This window comes from Paractinoplanes ferrugineus (genome assembly GCF_016862195.1).
GTDB classification, from domain to species: Bacteria; Actinomycetota; Actinomycetes; order Mycobacteriales; family Micromonosporaceae; genus Actinoplanes; species Actinoplanes ferrugineus.
On the sequence record NZ_BOMM01000073.1, the window covers coordinates 16309 to 33658 of the forward strand.

General features: G+C 71.2%; 19 protein-coding genes. 9 read left to right on the plus strand and 10 right to left on the minus strand.

Annotated features, from left to right (window positions below):
- Positions 1 to 4 precede the first annotated feature (4 nt).
- From Afe05nite_RS37960 to Afe05nite_RS37975, 4 genes are all read right to left on the minus strand, one after another.
- The gene (locus tag Afe05nite_RS37960) at positions 5 to 613 is read right to left on the minus strand and encodes a sugar transferase (RefSeq protein WP_203822162.1); all 609 of its coding nucleotides are present in this window, start codon (positions 611 to 613) and stop codon (positions 5 to 7) included.
- Positions 610 to 1206, minus strand: coding sequence for an acyltransferase (locus Afe05nite_RS44760; protein ID WP_203822163.1), 597 nt, complete (start codon positions 1204 to 1206; stop codon positions 610 to 612). The genes Afe05nite_RS37960 and Afe05nite_RS44760 overlap by 4 nt, the downstream gene beginning before the upstream one ends.
- Positions 1203 to 2321, minus strand: coding sequence for a DegT/DnrJ/EryC1/StrS family aminotransferase (locus tag Afe05nite_RS37970; RefSeq protein ID WP_239118506.1), 1119 nt, complete (start codon positions 2319 to 2321; stop codon positions 1203 to 1205). Before Afe05nite_RS37970 ends, Afe05nite_RS44760 begins: the two co-directional genes overlap by 4 nt.
- A gap of 69 nt (positions 2322 to 2390) precedes the next feature.
- Positions 2391 to 3698 carry a Gfo/Idh/MocA family protein gene (locus tag Afe05nite_RS37975; protein WP_307835672.1) on the minus strand — a complete coding sequence of 436 codons (1308 nt, stop codon included), beginning with the start codon at positions 3696 to 3698 and terminating at the stop codon, positions 2391 to 2393.
- Positions 3699 to 3903: 205 nt separating this feature from the next.
- On the opposite strand from Afe05nite_RS37975, the gene Afe05nite_RS37980 reads away from it, so the two are divergent.
- Both Afe05nite_RS37980 and Afe05nite_RS37985 read left to right on the plus strand, forming a co-directional pair.
- A complete protein-coding gene (locus Afe05nite_RS37980) occupies positions 3904 to 5712 on the plus strand; it encodes a polysaccharide deacetylase family protein (protein WP_203822166.1) in 1809 nt (602 codons plus the stop codon).
- 70 nt (positions 5713 to 5782) lie between these two features.
- The gene (locus Afe05nite_RS37985) at positions 5783 to 7666 is read left to right on the plus strand and encodes a beta-galactosidase (protein WP_203822167.1); all 1884 of its coding nucleotides are present in this window, start codon (positions 5783 to 5785) and stop codon (positions 7664 to 7666) included.
- Positions 7667 to 8045: 379 nt separating this feature from the next.
- On the opposite strand, the gene Afe05nite_RS37990 is transcribed toward Afe05nite_RS37985, so the two are convergent.
- Positions 8046 to 8501 carry a winged helix-turn-helix transcriptional regulator gene (locus Afe05nite_RS37990; RefSeq protein WP_203822168.1) on the minus strand — a complete coding sequence of 152 codons (456 nt, stop codon included), beginning with the start codon at positions 8499 to 8501 and terminating at the stop codon, positions 8046 to 8048.
- 80 nt (positions 8502 to 8581) lie between these two features.
- Here Afe05nite_RS37990 and Afe05nite_RS37995 point away from each other — a divergent pair, with 80 nt between their 5' ends.
- Both Afe05nite_RS37995 and Afe05nite_RS38000 read left to right on the plus strand, forming a co-directional pair.
- The gene (locus Afe05nite_RS37995; protein WP_239118508.1) at positions 8582 to 8875 is read left to right on the plus strand and encodes a dihydrofolate reductase family protein; all 294 of its coding nucleotides are present in this window, start codon (positions 8582 to 8584) and stop codon (positions 8873 to 8875) included.
- On the plus strand, positions 8872 to 9252 hold the full coding sequence (locus Afe05nite_RS38000; RefSeq protein WP_203822170.1) for a TIGR03618 family F420-dependent PPOX class oxidoreductase: 381 nt from the start codon (positions 8872 to 8874) through the stop codon (positions 9250 to 9252). The genes Afe05nite_RS37995 and Afe05nite_RS38000 overlap by 4 nt, the downstream gene beginning before the upstream one ends.
- 57 nt (positions 9253 to 9309) lie before the next feature.
- Here Afe05nite_RS38000 and map read toward each other — a convergent pair whose 3' ends face one another.
- Positions 9310 to 10128, minus strand: coding sequence for a type I methionyl aminopeptidase (gene map, locus Afe05nite_RS38005; protein WP_203822171.1), 819 nt, complete (start codon positions 10126 to 10128; stop codon positions 9310 to 9312).
- Between the two features lie 64 nt (positions 10129 to 10192).
- Here map and Afe05nite_RS38010 point away from each other — a divergent pair, with 64 nt between their 5' ends.
- Entirely contained in the window at positions 10193 to 10459 is a 267-nt protein-coding gene (locus tag Afe05nite_RS38010; RefSeq protein ID WP_203822172.1) for a helix-turn-helix domain-containing protein, read from the plus strand.
- A gap of 6 nt (positions 10460 to 10465) precedes the next feature.
- On the opposite strand, the gene Afe05nite_RS38015 is transcribed toward Afe05nite_RS38010, so the two are convergent.
- Complete coding sequence (locus tag Afe05nite_RS38015; protein WP_203822173.1) at positions 10466 to 11320, minus strand: DUF4253 domain-containing protein; 855 nt, start codon at positions 11318 to 11320, stop codon at positions 10466 to 10468.
- Here Afe05nite_RS38015 and Afe05nite_RS38020 point away from each other — a divergent pair.
- The gene (locus tag Afe05nite_RS38020) at positions 11319 to 11894 is read left to right on the plus strand and encodes a sugar O-acetyltransferase (RefSeq protein WP_203822174.1); all 576 of its coding nucleotides are present in this window, start codon (positions 11319 to 11321) and stop codon (positions 11892 to 11894) included. The genes Afe05nite_RS38015 and Afe05nite_RS38020 overlap by 2 nt on opposite strands.
- Positions 11891 to 12556: an HAD family hydrolase gene (locus Afe05nite_RS38025; RefSeq protein ID WP_239118509.1), complete on the plus strand. Its 666-nt coding sequence runs from the start codon at positions 11891 to 11893 to the stop codon at positions 12554 to 12556. Before Afe05nite_RS38020 ends, Afe05nite_RS38025 begins: the two co-directional genes overlap by 4 nt.
- On the opposite strand, the gene Afe05nite_RS38030 is transcribed toward Afe05nite_RS38025, so the two are convergent.
- Positions 12531 to 13100, minus strand: coding sequence for a dienelactone hydrolase family protein (locus Afe05nite_RS38030; protein WP_203822175.1), 570 nt, complete (start codon positions 13098 to 13100; stop codon positions 12531 to 12533). The two genes, Afe05nite_RS38025 and Afe05nite_RS38030, sit on opposite strands and share 26 nt — an antisense overlap.
- 86 nt (positions 13101 to 13186) lie before the next feature.
- On the opposite strand from Afe05nite_RS38030, the gene Afe05nite_RS38035 reads away from it, so the two are divergent.
- Positions 13187 to 13495, plus strand: a complete 309-nt coding sequence (locus Afe05nite_RS38035; protein WP_307835671.1) for a protealysin inhibitor emfourin — start codon at positions 13187 to 13189, stop codon at positions 13493 to 13495.
- A 17-nt stretch (positions 13496 to 13512) separates the two neighbouring features.
- On the opposite strand, the gene Afe05nite_RS38040 is transcribed toward Afe05nite_RS38035, so the two are convergent.
- Together Afe05nite_RS38040 and Afe05nite_RS38045 are read right to left on the minus strand one after the other, a co-directional pair.
- Positions 13513 to 14475 carry a phosphotransferase family protein gene (locus Afe05nite_RS38040; RefSeq protein ID WP_203822177.1) on the minus strand — a complete coding sequence of 321 codons (963 nt, stop codon included), beginning with the start codon at positions 14473 to 14475 and terminating at the stop codon, positions 13513 to 13515.
- 73 nt (positions 14476 to 14548) lie between these two features.
- A complete protein-coding gene (locus tag Afe05nite_RS38045) occupies positions 14549 to 15118 on the minus strand; it encodes a hypothetical protein (RefSeq protein ID WP_203822178.1) in 570 nt (189 codons plus the stop codon).
- 684 nt (positions 15119 to 15802) lie between these two features.
- Between Afe05nite_RS38045 and Afe05nite_RS38050 the strand changes: the two genes are divergently transcribed.
- The gene (locus Afe05nite_RS38050; protein WP_203822179.1) at positions 15803 to 16810 is read left to right on the plus strand and encodes a LacI family DNA-binding transcriptional regulator; all 1008 of its coding nucleotides are present in this window, start codon (positions 15803 to 15805) and stop codon (positions 16808 to 16810) included.
- Positions 16811 to 17350 lie beyond the last annotated feature (540 nt).

A 17350-nucleotide genomic window follows, 5' to 3' on the forward strand; every position in this document is an offset into this window, starting at 1 on the left:
GTGGTCAGGCCGCGCCGCGCCGCAGTTGTGCCGGCAGGGTCCGGGCCAGGATCCACAGGTCGAGCCACAGGCTCTGCCGCCGGACGTACTCGACGTCGAGGGCCAGGGCCTGCGGCATCGTCAACAGGTTGCGGCCGCTCACCTGCCACAGGCCGGTCAGCCCCGGCCGGGTGTCGAAGCGGGCCATCGCCTCGGGCCTGAACAGCTCCGCCTCCCAGGCCAGCACCGGGCGCGGGCCGACCAGCGACATCTCGCCCTTGACGATGTTGAACAGCTGCGGCAGCTCGTCCAGGCTGGTCTTGCGCAGCCAGCCGCCGACCCGGGTGACCCGCGGATCGGCGGTCAGCTTGTAGAGGCCGCCGGCCGGCTCGCCGCCGTCCTCGGTGGTGAGCATCTTCGAGACGTACTCGCGGTGCACGGCGTCGCTGTTGCCGGTCGTCATGGAGCGGAACTTGTACATCGTGAACGGCCGCTTGCCGAGGCCCAGCCGCTCCTGCCGGAAGATCACCGGGCCCGGTGAGGTGAGCCGCACGGCCAGCCAGATCACCGCCAGCAGCGGGGCGATGACGATCAGTCCGGCGGTGGCGAGCAGCAGGTCCAGGGCGCGCTTCATGCCCGGCTCCGCAGGGCGGCCACGCGCTCGTCGATCTCCGGCAGGTCGGCCACCTTACGGGTGGGGGCGGCCGGGTTGCCGTACGCGACGAAGCCGGGTGGGACGTCGCGGGTGACCACCGACCCGGATCCGATGATGGCGCCCGCGCCGATGCGCACGAACGGCAGGATCGTGACGTTGACGCCGATCTGCGCCCCGGCCTCGATGTGCGGGCCGGTCATCAGCTCGGCCGACCGCTCGTCGCCGGGGTAGAGGTCGTTGGCGATGGTGACGCCGGGGGCCAGGAACACGTCGTCCTCGAGCACGGTGAACTGGGCGATGTAGCAGTTCGCGTGGATCTTCACGCGATCGCCGACGCGGCAGCCGTAGTCGATCACGGTGTTGCTCCAGATGCTGACCCCGTCGCCGATCTCGTTCTCCTCGCGGATCACCACCCCGTGCCCGGTCTGCAGGCCCGAGCCGATCCGGCTGCCGTCATAGAGGACGGTGCCGCTGCGCAGCCGGGCCCCGGGACCGAGCTCCAGCGGGCCGGATCCCTTGCGGGTCACCGGATAGCCGACGATGACCCCCGGGTCGGCGTCGGTGGCGGTCACCGCGCACTCACCTCGTCCAGGACCTCGCACACCCGGTCGACCTGGGCGCGGCTCATGTGCGGGAACAGCGGCAGGCTCAGCTGTTCGCCGGCGGCCTGCTCGCAGACCGGCAGCGGACCGCCGGCGTAACGCCGCAGCGGAGGCTGCAGGTGGCAGGGAACCGGGTAGTGCACGCCGGTCTGGATGCCCCGCTTCGCCAGCTCCGCCTGGATCCGGGCGCGGTCCGCCACCCGGACCACCATCAGGTGATAGACGTGCCGGGCCAGCGGGTCGACCTCGGTCAGCCGGATGTTCGAGCCGGCCAGCTCCTTGCGGTAGCGGTCGGCGAACGAGATGCGCGCGTCGGTCCAGGCCTCGTTGCGGGCGAGCTTCGCGTCCAGCGCGATCGCCTGCAACGCGTCGAGCCGGCTGTTGGTGCCGACGAACGTGTGCTCGTAGTGGTTGGCGCCGCCGTCCCGGCCGTGGTTGGCGAGACTGCGGATCCGGCCGGCCAGGGCGGCGTCGGAGGTGACGACCGCACCGGCGTCGCCGAACGCGCCCAGGTTCTTGCCCGGGTAGAAGCTGAAGCAGCCGGCCGCGCCGAACGAGCCGGCCCGGCGGTCCCGCCACTCGGCGCCGTGCGCCTGCGCGGCATCCTCGACGAGCGCGATGCCGTGCCTCTCGGCCACCGCGACCAGGCCGTCCATGTCGGGCATGTTGCCGTAGAGGTGGACCACCACGACCGCGCTCGTGCGCCGGGTGATGGCTGCGGCCAGGATCTCCGGCGTGATCAGCAGGGTGTCCGGGTCGACGTCGACGAACGCCGGGATCGCGCCGGCCCGCACCACGGCGGCGGCGGTGGCGATGAAGGTGTTGCTCGGCACGACCACCTCGTCCCCCGGGCCGATGCCCAGGGCCTGCAGGGTCAGCTGCAGCGCGTCGGTGCCGTTGGCGACCCCGACGGCGTGCGGGGTGTCGCAGTAGCGGGCGAAGTTCTCCTCGAAACCGGCCACGGCCGGACCGCCGACGTAGCGGGCGGCCAGGAGGGCCTCGGTGAAGGTGTGCTCGATGTCCGGCCAGACCTCCCGGGTCATCGCGGACAGGTCGGTGAACGGCACTTCAATGGCAGAAAGCATCGACAATCCTCGCTGTTGGCTGTGCGCGCCGGTTGTTGTCGGACGGCGGCGGTGGCTCGGGCCGGTTCGTCAGACGGCGGCGGTGGCTCGGGCCGGGACCGGGACCAGGCCGGTGCGCTCGGTCAGTCCGGAGACCTCGCTGAGCAGCACCTTGCGTTCCTGGGCCAGGGAGAGCTGGGCGGCCTCGATGACCTGGACGACGGCGAGGCCGTTGGCCCCGTCGGTGCGTGGCACGGCTCCGGAGGTCATGCAGTCGACGAAGTGGCGGGCCTGTACGGCCAGCGGTTCGTCGAATCGCACCACCGGCGAGGTGACCGCCCCGTGGTGGTAGTGCATGCCCTTGTCGGGAGACCGGGTCACGGCCTTGTCGTGGATGCGGATGCGCTCCTCGACGTTCATGTCGTCGTAGACCGCCATCTTCTTCGAGCCGACCGCGGTGACGAGCCGTACCTTGCGGGGATCGAGCCAGCTGACGTGGATGTGCGCCTGCACGCCGATGTCGTCGTACCCGAGCTCGAGATGGGCGACGTCCTCGAAGACCGGGTCGACGTGCCGGTTGCCCCAGGCCCGCACCGAGGTGGGAACCGAGCCGAGCACGTGGTTGGCGATGGAGATGTCGTGCGGCGCCAGGTCGAAGACGACGTTGACGTCGCTCTGGTAGAGGCCGAGGTTGAGCCGGGCGCTGTCCAGGTAGTACAGGTCGCCGAGTTCCCGGCTCTGCACGAGCTCGCGCAGCATCCAGACGGCGCCGTTGTACTCGAAGGTGTGCCCGACCATCAGCGTGACCCCGGCGTCCTTGGCCGCCTGGATCAGTTCCTGGGCCCCGGCGGCGGTGGTCGCCAGGGGCTTCTCGATGAGTACGTGCTTGCCGGCTCGGATGGCCGCCAGCCCGAGCGGCACGTGCGAGGCGGGCGGGGTCGCGATGACCACCGCGTCGATGTGTGGCAGCGCCGCGTCCAGTGACGTGAACCCCTCACCGGTGGCCAGCAGGTGCGCCATGCCGGACAGGAGCGGGAGGCGGGCGTCGATGGCCACGACCCGGGACACCCCCGGCGTCTGCCGCATGACCCGGAGCTGCTTGGACCCCCAGTAGCCGACGCCCAGTACGCCGACCCGGAGCTGCTGCGGTTGAACTTCCTCGGTCCGTCGGGCGGGCGGTACCCCACCACCGCCCCGACGATCGTCGTTGCTGTCCGAACTGGACGCTTGCGAGTCTGATCCCATATGTTCCGTCCCCTCGGAAACGCGCGTCCACTGGCGGGAAGACGCCCGCCGCCGAGTATTTCGACGGCCTCGACCGGGGGAGAAGGGTCCGTCCGACGGAGTGACATTGGTCCATTCGGCCGATCTCACAAAAGTCTGACCCTTGTGGACCATGGAAAGAGGCACGTCAATGACGATTCTTTCGATTGCAACATGTGACGCTCACCCGAAATGATCACGAAATCGACCGGAAACATTGATTGACGTCAGGTCTGTCCACATTCGGCCGTGTGTCGGATATCTGCTAGTCCATTTCTGATACGTGGTCGTGCAATCTTGCAGGGTTCGCAACCTTCGTCACTGCCGAGGAGCCGTGACCATGAAAAAGGCGACAACTTCCCTGTTCGTGGCGGTGCTGGCAGGCGCCGTCACGCTTATCTCCCCCGGCGCGGCGCGGGCCTCGATCGCCCGTCCGCTCGCCGTGACCTTCTCTTTCGACGACGGCGTCGCCGACCAATTGGCGGCGCAGACGATGCTGCAAGAACACGGAATGGTCGGCACCTTCTACGTCAACTCCGCGCTGATCGGTCAGCCGTCGTACATGACTCGCGCGAATCTTGACGGGCTGTCCGAAAATGGCCATGAGATCGGCGGCCACACGGCGACCCATCAGGATTTGTTGACCTTGGTGCCGGACGAGCAGAACCGGCAGATCTGCGCCGATCGCAACACGCTGCTCTCGTGGGGATTCGGGGTCACGTCGTTCGCCTACCCGTTCGCCAACCTGGACCCCGGGATCAAGGCGATCGTGCGGAACTGCGGCTACAACAGCGCCCGCGCGGTCGGCGACCTCTACGACGCCGGCGACTGCTCCGACTGCGATCCGGCCGAGACGGTGCCGCCGGCCGACGCGTACGCCATCCGCACCCCCGACGACGTCGAGACGACCACCTCGCTCGCCGAGCTGAAGGACCTGGTCACCCGGGCCGAGGTGACCGGTGGCTGGCTGCCGTTCAACCTGCACCACATCTGCTCCACCGGCTGCCCGGCCGAGTCCATCACCCCGACGGTGTTCGACGACTTCCTCGACTGGCTGCAGCCGCGCACGGCGGTCGGCACCACCGTCAAGACCGTCGCGCAGGTCGTCGGCGGAACGGTCGCGGCGCCCGTCGCGCCGGTGGCCCCGCTCGCGCCCGGTGGCCCCGGCGTCAACACAGTTCGCAACCCCTCGCTCGAGAACGTCAACCCCTTCGACGCGGGCCTGCCCGACTGCTGGCAGTCCGCGGGTTACGGCGAGAACACCGCGGTGCAGAGCCGGGTGACCGATGCGCATTCCGGCACGTACGCCTCGCGGATCCAGGTCACCGCGCTCACCGGTGGCGACGCCAAACTGATTCCCCGGTTCGACCTGGGTGCCTGCTCGTCGCAGGTGGCGGCGGGCCGCACCTATCAGGCGAGTGCCTGGTACAAGTCCGACGTCCCGGTGTTCTTCACGCTCTACCAGCGCAACGCCCTCGGGCAGTGGAGCTATTGGACGCAGAGCCCCCGCGTCGCGCCGTCGGCGGCCTGGACCCGGGCCGCGTGGACGACACCGGCGCCGCCGGCCGGGGCGGTGGCGGCCGGCTTCGGCCTGACCATCGACAGCGTCGGCACGCTCGTCACCGACGACTACGGTTTCGCCGACCACGAGCTGTCACCGGCACCCGACGGCGTCAACGCGCTGGTGAACCCGTCGCTCGAGACGCCGGGCGCGGACGGCTACCCGGCCTGCTGGACCGGCGCCGGCTACGGCTCCAACACTCCGGTGTGGACCCGGGTGACCGACGCCGCCGACGGGACCTACGCCCAGAAGCTGGAGCTGACCTCGGCCTCCAGCGGTGACGCCAAGCTGATCCCGGGCTGGGACAGCGGCAACTGCGCACCTCTGGTCACACCCGGGAAAACGCTCTCACTGTCCGTTTCCTATCACGGTACGAAGTCGACCTACCTCACCGTGTATCGACAGGACACCGCCGGGAACTGGTCCTGGTGGACGCAGAGCCCACCGTTCGCCGCCTCGGCCACCTACACGACGGCCGCCTGGACCACGCCCGCCGTGCCGGCGAACACCCGCGCCGTCACCTTCGGCCTCACCCTCGACTCGGTGGGCGAGGTGACCACGGACAACTACTCCCTCGTGAGCCACTGAGCCGGCCGGCACCCGCCGCGGGGCCGTCCCGTCCGCAGGGGCGGCCCGGAAAACGGGGCAATATGGGGGTATGGCGATCTACTACGGTGGGGACTACAACCCCGAGCAGTGGCCCGAGGACGTGTGGCGGGAGGACGTCGAACTGATGCGCCGGGCCGGCGTCAACCTGGCCACGGTGGGCGTCTTCTCGTGGGCCCGGATCCAGCCCGACGAGGGCGTGTTCGACTTCGGCTGGCTGGACCGGGTCCTCGACCTGCTGCACGACGGGGGAGTGGCGGTCGACCTGGCCACCGCCACCGCGTCGACCCCGCCGTGGGCCACCACCAGATATCCGGGCATCCTCACCACCACCCGGGAGGGCGCGATCCGCTGGCCCGGCAGCCGGCAGCACTACGCGCCGACCTCGCCGGACTACCGGCGGCTCGCGTCCGCCTTGGTCTCGGCGCTCGTCGAGCGCTACCGGGACCACCCCGCGGTGGTCATGTGGCACATCAACAACGAACTCGGCTGCCACACCACCTACGACTACTCGGACGGTGCCGCCGTCGCCTTCCGTGACTGGCTGACCCGCAGATACACCGACATCGAAACCTTGAACAACGCCTGGGGTACGACGTTCTGGTCCCAGCGCTACACCGATTTCGAGCAGATCCTCCCGCCCCGCCTGACGCCCGCCGCGGTCAACCCGACCCAGCAGCTCGACTTCCGGCGCTTCAGCTCCGACATGCTCCTCGAACTGCTGCGCATGGAGAAGAAGATCATCCGGGACGCCGGCGCCACCCAGCCGATCACCACCAACTTCATGGGCGCGTTCGGCAACGCCGACTACTGGTCGTGGGCCGGTGAACTCGACCTCATCTCCGACGACAGCTACCCCGACCCGCGCGACCCGCTGTCGTTCCGCACCGCCGCGTTCGGACGCGACCTGATGCGCTCGCTCAAGCCGGGCGTGCCGTGGATCCTCATGGAACAGGCCCCCGGTCAGGTCAACTGGCGGCCCAACAACGCGGCCAAGGCCCCCGGCCAGATGGCGGCGCTGAGCATGCAGGCGGTCGGGCGCGGAGCCGACGGCGTGCTGTTCTTCCAGTGGCGGCAAGCGGCCCGCGGGTCGGAGAAGTTCCACTCGGCGATGCTGCCGCACGCGGGGCCGGACACCCGTACGTACAAGGAAGTCTCCGCCCTCGGTCTTGAACTCTCCAAGCTCGACCCGCCGCCACCGGGGCGCGACGCGAAGGTCGCCCTGGTGCTCGACTGGAACTGTCACTGGGCGCTCGACCAGCCCAACCACCCGGCGCGGTTCGACTACATCGCCCAGGTGCGCGGGTGGCATTCGGCCTTCCACGAGCTGAACGTGCAGGTGGACATCGCCCCCGCGGAAGGACCGTTCGACGGCTACGACCTGGTGGTGGCCCCCTGCCTCTACCTGATCCGCGACGCCGCGCCGCTCGTCGAGTACGTCACCGCCGGCGGTGCCCTGTTCACCACCGCCTACACCGACGTCGTCGACGAGAACGACGGCTTCCTGCCGGGCGGCTTCACCCGGCGGCTGGGCGCCGCACTCGGCCTGACCGTGCTGGACTTCGCCGGCGTGCAGGGCAGCGAGGCAACCTACGGCAACGGCCACACCGGCGAGATCCTCCGCGAGGAACTCCGCCTCGACGGCGCCACCGTCGTCGAATCGTTCGCCGACGGCCCGCCCGCCCTGACCCACCACACCTTCGGCGCCGGCCGGACCTGGCACCTCGCCACCATGGCCGCCCCCGCGTCACGGCCGGCCTTGGCCGCCCACCTGACCTCCACCCTGGGCATCGAGCCGGTCCTGCCCGACCTCCCGGCCAACGTCGAGGCCTGCGTCCGCGGCACCATGCTCACCCTGATCAACCACAACCCGTCCGCCGTCCGGATCGGCTCCGAGCAGCTCGGCCCGTACGAATACCGCGTGCGCACCGCCTGACTCCCGCAGCCCAGCGCGGCACCGCCCACGTTCCCCGCGCCGTCCTGCCGCCCCGCCGTCCGCGCCGTCCCGCCGCCGTCGCCGGGGAGGGCCACGCACCGCGACGGTGGGCCTGGTGGTGAGCAGCGGGCCGTCGTTCCGGCAGTGTCACTGTCGGCGATGGCCCGCTCCGCGCATCCGCATTCGCTTCCTGGCATGCGCGCGGGCCCCGCCGGTGAGGTAGTGCCAGCCATACCCGACAGGGGAGGCTGGACCCCTTGTCCGCCCCTGGCCTTTCGCGACATCCTCGAACGCGAGGGAGACACGGTGCCGGCCCCTCGACCGGCAGGCCGGGCGGGCCGGGCTCGCAGACGGCATCCGGTGTGGGCGATCGTGGCGGTCAGGCCGCGGCTGCGCCCGGGCCGGGGAGCAGGTCGATGTCGGGGGCGTGCATGGGGGCGCCGCAGCCGGCGCAGCGTAGGTCGGCGGTGCTGATCTCGCCGCAGGCGTGGTGGCGGTAGAGGATCGGCGGGCCGGGTTCGCCCGCCAGCCACTTGTCGCCCCACGTGGTCATCACCATGAGCAGGTCGAGCAGGTCGGTGCCCTTCTCGGTCAGCACGTACTCGTGGCGGGGGCGGCGGTCGTAGGGGCGGCGTTCCAGCACGCCCTGCTCGACCAGGTGGTTCAGCCGTTCGGTGAGGACCTTGCGGGAGATGCCGAGGTCGGCCTGCAGCTGCTCGAAGCGCGTCATCCCGACCCACACGTCGCGCAGGATCAGCGGCGACCAGGGCTCCCCGATGACGTCGAGGGTGCGGGCGATCGAGCAGACCATCCGGCTGAAGTCCGTGCGTTGCATTTTTTCAGCGTAACTCTTTGAGTTCCCTCAAGGAACTCCGACTGTTAGGGTTCCTTCAGGGAACTCGGAGGGGAGTGGTCATGATCTTCAGTACGCATGCGGTCTCGGTCGACGGCTTCAGCACGGGGCGCTCGCCCCAGCGTGGTGGCCGAACCCGGGGGCCCGGTCGCGGGCGCGGCGACGGGTCGGCGCTGTTCGACCGGTATTTCGACGGCGACACGCCCGGTCGGGTGGTCGACGGGCGCCGGGTGCCGATCCTGGTGGGTGGCGGGCGGCCCCTCTTCCCGGAGCCGCCCGCGCACGTAGGGCTGCGGCTCGTCGACGCCGTCCCCGCGCCGAGCGTGACCCCTCTCCGTCGCGAGGTGCGGCGATGATCGACGCTGACATCCGCTGTGTTCTCGACGGCACCGCCATCGCCCACGTGGCCACCGTCCTGCCCGACGGCGCACCACATTGCGTACCCGTCTGGATCGGCACCCACGGCGACCGGATCGCCGTCCTGACCGGGCCGCGCAGCCGTAAGGCCCAGAACCTGCGGCGGGACCCGCGCGTGGCGATCTCGCTGACCCCGGTCGGCGACCCGTTCACCCCGGTGGTCATCCGCGGCCGCGTCGTGTCGTGGCTCACCGGTGACGAGGCCTGGCCGGTGATCGACGGGATCGCCGAGAAGTACCTCGGCGGGCCCTATCCGCGTACGGCGGAAAGGGTCGTCGTCCTGATCGAACCCGACCGTCAGCGATTCGGGATGTGAGCGCGGCCGGGTGCCGGCCCCGGGTGGCAGCCGCGTGGGTCGGTGCGGATTCGCCGGTCAGGAGGCCGTGGCGGGCTTCCGGCTCGGGTCGGTCGTGGTGGCGTCGGCGGCGGGTCGGCTGGTGAGCACCTGCGGGCCGGTCGGCGTGATGGCGATCGTGTGCTCGGAGTGGGCGGTGCGGGAGCCGTCGGCGGAGCGGATCGTCCAGCCGTCCGGGTCAAACTTGATCTTGTCGGTGGAGCGGCAGAACCACGGCTCGATCGCGATGGTCAGGCCCGGGTCGAGGCGCATACCGCGGCGGGGGCGGCCGCTGTTGGCGACGTGCGGGGCCTCGTGCATGGTCCGGCCGATGCCGTGGCCGCCGAACTCGCCGTTGACGCCGTAGCCGTAGGAGTGGGCGACCTCGCCGATCGCCGCCGAGATGTCGCCGAGCCGGCCGCCGGGCTGGGCCGCGGCGATGCCGGCCGCCAGGGCGACCTCGGTGCACTCGATCAGCTTCCGGTCGGCCGGGTCGGGGGTGCCGACGATGACCGACAGGGCGGAGTCGGCGACCCAGCCGTCGATGCCGACCGCCATGTCGATGCTGAGCAGGTCGCCGTCGCGCAGGACGTAGTCGTGCGGCAGGCCGTGCAGCACCGCGTCGTTGACCGACAGGCACAGCACGTTGCGGAACGGGCCGCGGCCGAACGACGGGGCGTAGTCCCAGTAGCAGGACTCGGCGCCGCGCTCCTCGATCCGCCGGCGGGCGTGGTGCTCGAGATCCATCAGGTTGACGCCGACCGCGGCGACGCCGCTCAGCTCGGCGAGCAACTCGCCGACGAACTGGCCGGCCACGGCCATGCGGCCGATCTCGTCGGCGGACTTGAGCTCGATCACGACAGACTCCCTCTCCCGGTGCGGTATTTTTATACCACAGCGGTGGAGGGGTTATCCTGCTGGCATGGTTCGCCAGCCGCTCACCCCCGAACAGATCGCCGCGGGCCGGCGCCTCGGGGTGGCCCTCCGAGCCGCGCGGGCCGGTCGCAGCCTCGTCGAGGTGGCGGTGGCGGCGGGCATCTCCCCGGAGACCCTGCGCAAGATCGAGGCGGGCCGCCTCCCGGCCCCGGCGTTCGGCACGGTCGTGTGCCTGAGCCAGGCCCTCGAGGTGCCGCTGGGCGACCTGGCCGACGCGTGGCTGGCCGACATGCCGGTCCGGCAGGCGTCCTAGGCCCGCTCAGTCCCACCAGAACGACCAGATCGGCTCGTAGAGCAGGTTCGTGGCATAGCGCGACAGCGGCGACGTGCCCTGGACGATGTTGTCCGGGGCGAAGGCGAAGTGCTCGGCGGCCACGCGCAGGCACTCGTCGTCGTCGGTCGGCGGTGCCGCCACGCTCAGCCGGAGGTCGGCAAAACCGAGGGCGATCAGCCGTACGCCGAAACGCCGCTCCCACGAACGCAGGACCGCCGCGTATTTGGCGGTGTCGTTGTCGTGGTTGACCGGGCCGGTCCAGCCGCAGACGGCGACGGCGTCGCTGCCCCGCGCGGCCGCGACCAGGCCGAGCCGCAGCGAGGGGTCGCGGGCCAGGAGTGCCCGCACGCCCTCGACCGCTTGCTCATCGGGGTCGGTCCCGGGCCGGATCGGGTCGGCGAGCCCCGGCCACTCGGCGCCGAACGGGGTGGTGACCGGCACGGCCGCCCGCGACGGATCCGCGTTGGCCGTCCACCGACCGGCGAGCACCTCGGCCGCGTCGTGGTCGTCCGGCGACGACATCAGGCCCGGCCACAGCTCGCCGTCGTCCCACGGGCGGCGCGGATCGCCGGGCAGGTGATCGAGCAGGATCGGGTAGAGGCCGCCGGCCGGGTGCGCCGCGTAGAGCGACTGCCACAGCCCGACGGTGGCGGGCGCGTCGCTCAGCCAGAGAATCGGGGTGTCGTCGTCTTCGCCGTGCACGAGCCGTCCCGGCGGCAGCGGAACGGTGCGGCGGGACAGTGCGGCGGGCAGGTCCGGTGGTTGCACGTCGGCACCCTGGATCCTCCCGGGCGGTCGTGGGGGCGCGCCGAACCCGGTGATCGGCAAGGATGGGATCATGCGTGAACGGGAGAACGAGGTCCTCGACCGGATCCGGCGTGGCCAGCTCTACACCGAGTCCGAGGCGAACTTCCAGGACCCGCTGCGGCGCGCCGACCTGATCTTCGAATACAACAGCACCCGCCCCGGTGACGCCCCGCGCCGCCGCAAACTCCTGGAACGCATCCTCGGCTCGGTCGGCGCGCGAACCGTTCTGCTCTCCCCGTTCCACGCGGGTTTCGGCAGCAACGTGCACATCGGCGACGACTTCTTCGGCAACGTCAACCTCACCCTCGTCGACGACATGGAGATCCGCATCGGCAACGGCGTGATGATCGCCCCGAGCGTCACCCTCACCACCACCGGCCACCCGATCCACCCCGGCCTGCGCGAGGACTTCCGGCGCTTCTCCAAACCGGTCGTGCTCGAGGACAAGGTCTGGATCGGCAGCAACGTCGTGGTGCTGCCGGGCGTCCGGATCGGGTACGGCTCGGTGATCGGCGCCGGCAGCGTGGTCAGCCGCGACGTCCCGCCGATGACGGTCGCGATGGGCGTGCCGTGCCGGGTGGTCCGCGAGATCACCGACGTCCCGTGATCGCCGCCGTGATCGTCGACGTGGACGACACGCTGTGCCTCACCGAGGAGGCGTCGTTCCACTGCGAGAACGACGTCCTGGCGCGGATGGGCCGCCCGCCGATGTCCCGCGAGCGGCACCTCGCGACGTGGGGCGCGCCCCTGCTGGAGGCCATCCCGCACCGCTCGCCCGGCGTCGACCTGCGCGAGTTCGCCGCCCTGTTCCCCGCCATGCAACAGCGTTACCTCGCCGACGGCCGGCTCGACGTGATCCCGCCCGAGAACCTGGCCACACTCGACCACCTGGTCGGCGACGGCCGTACCGTCCTGCTGCTGACCTCCCGCGAAGAGGACGAGGTCCGCCACCTGCTGGCGCCCGACCACATCCTGGCGGCCCGCCTCGGCGGCGCCTACCACGGCGGCAACACCCGCTTCCGCAAACCGGACCCGCGCGCCTTCGACGAACTGCTTGCCGAGACCCGTCTCACCCCGGCCGAGTGCGTCTACGTCGGCGACTCGCCCGGTGACGCCCTCGCCGCGGGCGGGGCCGGCTTGCGGTTCATCGCGTGCCTGCAGGCCGGCGTCCGCCGGCGCGACGAGTTCGACGACCGCTTCGTCACCGCCACGGTGGACACTTTCCCCGAGATCCTGCCGGTGATCAGGCAGTGGGACGCAGGAAGGTGAGGATCCGGGTGACTGCCAGGTCGGTGGCGGCGGCGTCGTAGGACGGCAGCGAGCTGTCGGTGAACAGGTGCTGGTCGCCCGGGTAGACGTGGACTTCGCTGCCCGGAGCCTCCTTGACCAGGGCGCGGGCGGCGTCGAGGTCGCCGTCGCCGGCGAAGAACGGGTCGGCGTCCATGCCGTGGATCTGCACGGGGACGGTGGGCGGCCACGGGGCGTCGAAGGCGTCGGGTGGCACGCAGGCTTCCAGCAGTACGGCGGCGCGAGCCCCGGGCCGGGTCTGGGTGAGGCGCTGGGCCGGCATGACGCCCAGGGAGATGCCGATGTAGACCAGATCAGGTGGCAGGTTGTCGGCGGCCCGCACACCGCGCTCGGCGGAGTCGGTCCGCTGCGCGTACGCCAGGCCCTCCGCCAGGGCCGGGAAGACGTGGCCGTCGAACAGGTCGGGGGTGTGCACCAGGTGGCCGGCGGCGCGCAGGCGTTCGGCGAAGGCACGGACGCCGTCGGTCAGGCCGAGGGCATGGTGCAGCAGCAGGATCTCGCTCATGCCGGGGAGCTTAGGACGGGAAGCGGACGATCCGCGTCCGGAACGGCGGGCACGCGCGGGAGGCGTACCGGTCGGCGGTTTTGCCTATGCTCGGGGCTGTGACCGAGCATGTGCGGGTTGAATTGCAACAATCGGGTGGGTTCGCTGGTTTTCGGGTGCACAAGGTTCTCGACTCCGGCGAGATGCCACCGGTGGCTGCGGCTTCGCTGCGGCAGTTGGTCGGGGCGCTCGATTTCGGGGCGTTGCGGTCGAGCGGACCGGGGCATGGTGCCGATCTGATGCACTACGGGCTGACGATCGAGCGGGGATCGCAGCGGTGGCAGGGATCGGTGTCGGATCCGTCGATCCCGGCGCCGCTGCAACCGCTGCTCGACTTCCTGACCGACTACTCCTGATCTCGGCTCGCGCGCGGTCAGACGACCGGCGGCTGGGGTAGCTCGCCGAGCCAGAAGGCGGCGGCGGTGCGGAAGTCGTCGTCGACCGGCAGGGCGGCGTCGCGCACCGCCCGGCGCCACGACAACGACCGGGAGACCCGCCCGAGGCGGCAGCTCAGCGAGACCGAGCGACGCAACGTCGCGGCCGGGGCCAGGTCGGTCCACGGCTCGAGGTACGCGTCCCGCAGGCGCGCCAGTGCCGGATCGCCGTCGCCCACACCCAGGACGTGGGCCGCGAAACCGAGCGCCACCAGCAACGATCCGAACGGGTGGGCGATCGACGCGTCACCCCAGTCGAAGAAGCGGAAGCCGGTGGGGCCGGTCGGGAAGACGTTCGCGTCGGTCAGGTCGTCGTGCTGGACACTGGCCGGGATGCCGTCGGCGGACAGTTCGGCGCACCAGTCGTCGAGCGGGACCGCCTGCACCGCGGCCACGTCGACGTCGGCGGCCACGGCCGGATCGGCCAGCAGGGACTTCAGGTGGGCGGGCAGCGTGTGCGGGCGCTGGTCGGGCACCCCCAGCGAGACCAGGGCCTCGGCGTGCGGGGCGCCGGCGCGTTGCAGCACGGCGTACGCCTGCAGCATCCGTGACCAGGTCTGCTCCCGCGGCCAGTGGCCGGGGTCGGCCGCCATCCGCTCGCGCAGGGTAGGGCCCTCGTCGGCGGTGAGCAGCCAGCCCTGCTCGTCGATGGCGAGGGGCCGCAGCACGGCGGCCGGGAACCACTCGGCCAGTGCCGTGGCCAGCGGTGCCTCGTAGGCGCAGGCGGGGGTGTTGGCCTTGAACCAGCGGTCCCCGGCGGACGTGGGCACCCGGTGGGTCACCGACCAGGGGCGGACCCGGACCTCTTCGATCCAGCCTGTCGGTTTCGCGTCGAGGTGGGCCTCGATCCAGTCGTGGGCCGAGGACACCCACGCCGGGTCGTGCCAGTCGTTGGCCTTCATCGAGCGGTCAGCCTACGGGCCGGCGCCGGCCGGCTCATCCGAATTTCCGGGCCCCGCCCCGGCCCCGGCCAGGTCAGCCGGCGAGCCGGGATGCCAGGTCGGTCTCGAACACTCTGATCTGGGCGTCGGTGGTGCCGGTGTTCGGGTAGATCGAGATGCCGACCATCAGGTTGCTCACCCGGAAGACGGTGAGTGCGCCGTTGGTGTAACCCTCGTCGCCGAGCCCGGACAGCTCGCGGAACTGGCCCTCGGTGCGCTCCCGCAACCGCGAGCCGACCTTCCCGGGCGTCGCGCCGCGGTAGTAGCCGACCGTCATCATCGGCGTGCTCGTGCCGGGAAGCAGCACCTCGCAGGTGTTGCCGTTGCCGGCCCGGGTCGTGTAGCCCGCGCCGAGTCCCGGCAGCCCCGGTTCGAGGGTGGCGCAGGGCGGCGGCACGGCGGCGAACCGGCCCTTCTCGTCGAAGGCCCCCGAGAAGTACGCGATGGCCCCGCCGACCGCCAGCAACGCCACCACGCCGAGCCCGCTGAGCACTCCGATGAGCGCGCGCCGGCGCGGTGGTGGGGCGACCGGCATCGGCTCGGGACCGGGCGCCGGGCCGGGAGCGCCGGGGGCCGGTGGGTGGGGAGTCTCGTCGGGCTGCACCCCGAGGATCCTAGGGCGGCGCGGCCGCCGGCGAGCGGCGGGCGCGGGGCGTGCCGTCGACCGGACTCGAAAGATGATCGCGATCGATGTTACCGGTCGATTTCGGTGAGACTGTGGACAGCTGTTAGACGGGCATCTATCGTGGGCGATACCGCTGTTAATCGAAGCGCTTCGACGAACGCTTCAGAATCCGGTCTGCTCGGTCGCGACACCATGCTGAGCAGGCGGTTCATCGTTCCCGGAATACGAGGAGAATCGCCATGCGACGGCGTTTCCCGCCGCTGCCCGCCGGCGCGTCACCGGTCGTGACGACCATTCCCGGCGCCGCGCACGCGGACCCGTCCTCTCCGTTCCGTGATCCACCTCCGGGACCGGCGGCCCGGATCGACGCAGACGCGACCGTCGATGCCCGGGTCGGTCCCTTCCGGGCGACGCCGCGCGCGTCCACATTCTCCATTCGGTGAGAGGGGAACCCGCCCGCCGGCCTGGTCAGCCGGCGGGCGGGTCGCACCGTGAGCCCGTCCGGCCCGGCTGACCCAGGCGCCCCGCCGGTCCCGTTCCAGACCTTGCGCAACAACGTCGTCCGGTCCGGTCGGGCTTGCGACCGGCACCCGGCGGCTCCTTACTAGGATCTTTCACCGAAGGCGCATGATGAGACGCGACCAGCTCACGTGGGGAGGGCGGATGCCGACGATAAACGACGTCGCCCGCGCGGCCGGGGTGTCGCCCAGCACCGTGTCGTACGTGCTGAGCGGCCGCCGCCCGATCTCGGCCCAGACCCGCGCCCGGGTCCAGGCCGCCATCGCCGAACTCGGCTTCCACCCGCACGCCGGCGCCCGCGCCCTGGCCAGCAGCAAGACGAACGTCCTCGCCCTGGTGGTGCCGCTGCGCGTCGACGTCAACGTGCCGGTCATCATGCAGTTCGCCACGGCCGTCGTCACCGCCGCGCGCACCCACAACCACGACGTCCTGCTGCTCACCAAGGACGAAGGCACCAGCGGCCTCGAACGCGTCGCGCACAGCACCATGGTCGACGCGCTCATCGTGATGGACGTCGAGAAGGACGACGTACGCATCCCCGCCCTGCGCCGCCTGAAACAGCCGTCCGTGTTGATCGGCCTGCCCGCCGACCCGGCCGGCACCATCTGCGTCGACCTCGACTTCGCCGCGGCCGCCGCCGAGACCCTGCGCCACCTCGCCTGGCACGGCCACCGCCGGATCGCCCTGGTCGGCCCGTCGCCGTCGGTCTACCGCCGCGGCACCTCCTACGCCGAGCGCTTCCTGGCCGGCTTCACCGAGGCCTCGGCCGAACTCGGCCTCGAGACGATGACCCACCCCTGCGAACCGGGCCGGCCGGGCGTCCGCGACTGCCTCACCGACATCGACGCCGAACTGCCCGGCGTGACCGCCCTGGTCGTCCACAACGAGGAAGCCCTGCGCCCGTTGCTCGACCAGCTCCGCGCCACCGGCCGCCGAGTCCCCGAGGACATCTCCGTCGTCGCGGTCTGCCCGCGCGACGTCGCGCTGAGCATGCCGATCCCGCTGACGTCGGTCGACATCCCGTCCCACGACGTCGGCGGCCTGGCCGTCGAGACCGTCATGAAACTGCTCGACGGCCGCCACACCGAGTCGGTCCGCCTGCTGCCCCCGACCCTGGTCGAACGAGACAGCTGCACCACCCCCAAACCCTGACCGCGCACGCCATGGTCCGGCCGCGACCAGTGGATGTTGGCCGCCCGCGCCCGCCCGCCCGGATCTGGCCGCGCCGCGCCCGCCCGCCCGGATCTGGCCGCGCCTCCGGCCGGACGTAGCGGTCCTCAGGAGACAGCCGCTTGGATGCCGATAGCCTGGCAAAGCGGATATAGCGCGAATTAAGGTGTCTCGCGATTGCTCCCAGGCAGGGGTTGCGACGGGTTGGCGCTCAGGCGCGGCCTCGGGCGCCGTTCGGTGGTGCGGTTCCGCGTTGGTAGCGCGTTCTCCGGTGATGCTGGCGGCCCGCGGTCTCCGCTCTCGGCCGTGCGGGCTCGCTGGTGCACTTTGCCGAACTCGTCGGCATCGAGTTCGTCCTTTTTGGGGCTCGCAGGGCTGGGATCGCATCCAGTGCCTTGTCGGCAGTTCGCGGCACCGGCTGTCACCCCGATTGTCGCCCGCTTCAGCCCGCCGGCCGTTGCCGTCTGCCGCGCCGCGCCCACCTGCTCGGTGGGCGTCCCGAGGCCGGTGAAGTCGGCCGGG

What these genes read in the sequence shown, in the direction of transcription:
- Afe05nite_RS37960 (WP_203822162.1), bottom strand. Translation starts at nt 613, where the DNA reads ATGAAGCGCGCCCTGGACCTGCTGCTCGCCACCGCCGGACTGATCGTC.
- Afe05nite_RS37970 (WP_239118506.1), bottom strand. Translation starts at nt 2,321, where the DNA reads ATGCTTTCTGCCATTGAAGTGCCGTTCACCGACCTGTCCGCGATGACC.
- Afe05nite_RS37975 (WP_307835672.1), bottom strand. Translation starts at nt 3,698, where the DNA reads ATGGTCCACAAGGGTCAGACTTTTGTGAGATCGGCCGAATGGACCAAT.
- Afe05nite_RS37980 (WP_203822166.1), top strand. Translation starts at nt 3,904, where the DNA reads ATGAAAAAGGCGACAACTTCCCTGTTCGTGGCGGTGCTGGCAGGCGCC.
- Afe05nite_RS37985 (WP_203822167.1), top strand. Translation starts at nt 5,783, where the DNA reads ATGGCGATCTACTACGGTGGGGACTACAACCCCGAGCAGTGGCCCGAG.
- Afe05nite_RS37990 (WP_203822168.1), bottom strand. Translation starts at nt 8,501, where the DNA reads ATGCAACGCACGGACTTCAGCCGGATGGTCTGCTCGATCGCCCGCACC.
- Afe05nite_RS37995 (WP_239118508.1), top strand. Translation starts at nt 8,582, where the DNA reads ATGATCTTCAGTACGCATGCGGTCTCGGTCGACGGCTTCAGCACGGGG.
- Afe05nite_RS38000 (WP_203822170.1), top strand. Translation starts at nt 8,872, where the DNA reads ATGATCGACGCTGACATCCGCTGTGTTCTCGACGGCACCGCCATCGCC.
- Afe05nite_RS38010 (WP_203822172.1), top strand. Translation starts at nt 10,193, where the DNA reads ATGGTTCGCCAGCCGCTCACCCCCGAACAGATCGCCGCGGGCCGGCGC.
- Afe05nite_RS38020 (WP_203822174.1), top strand. Translation starts at nt 11,319, where the DNA reads ATGCGTGAACGGGAGAACGAGGTCCTCGACCGGATCCGGCGTGGCCAG.
- Afe05nite_RS38015 (WP_203822173.1), bottom strand. Translation starts at nt 11,320, where the DNA reads ATGATCCCATCCTTGCCGATCACCGGGTTCGGCGCGCCCCCACGACCG.
- Afe05nite_RS38030 (WP_203822175.1), bottom strand. Translation starts at nt 13,100, where the DNA reads ATGAGCGAGATCCTGCTGCTGCACCATGCCCTCGGCCTGACCGACGGC.
- Afe05nite_RS38035 (WP_307835671.1), top strand. Translation starts at nt 13,187, where the DNA reads ATGCTCGGGGCTGTGACCGAGCATGTGCGGGTTGAATTGCAACAATCG.
- Afe05nite_RS38040 (WP_203822177.1), bottom strand. Translation starts at nt 14,475, where the DNA reads ATGAAGGCCAACGACTGGCACGACCCGGCGTGGGTGTCCTCGGCCCAC.
- Afe05nite_RS38050 (WP_203822179.1), top strand. Translation starts at nt 15,803, where the DNA reads ATGCCGACGATAAACGACGTCGCCCGCGCGGCCGGGGTGTCGCCCAGC.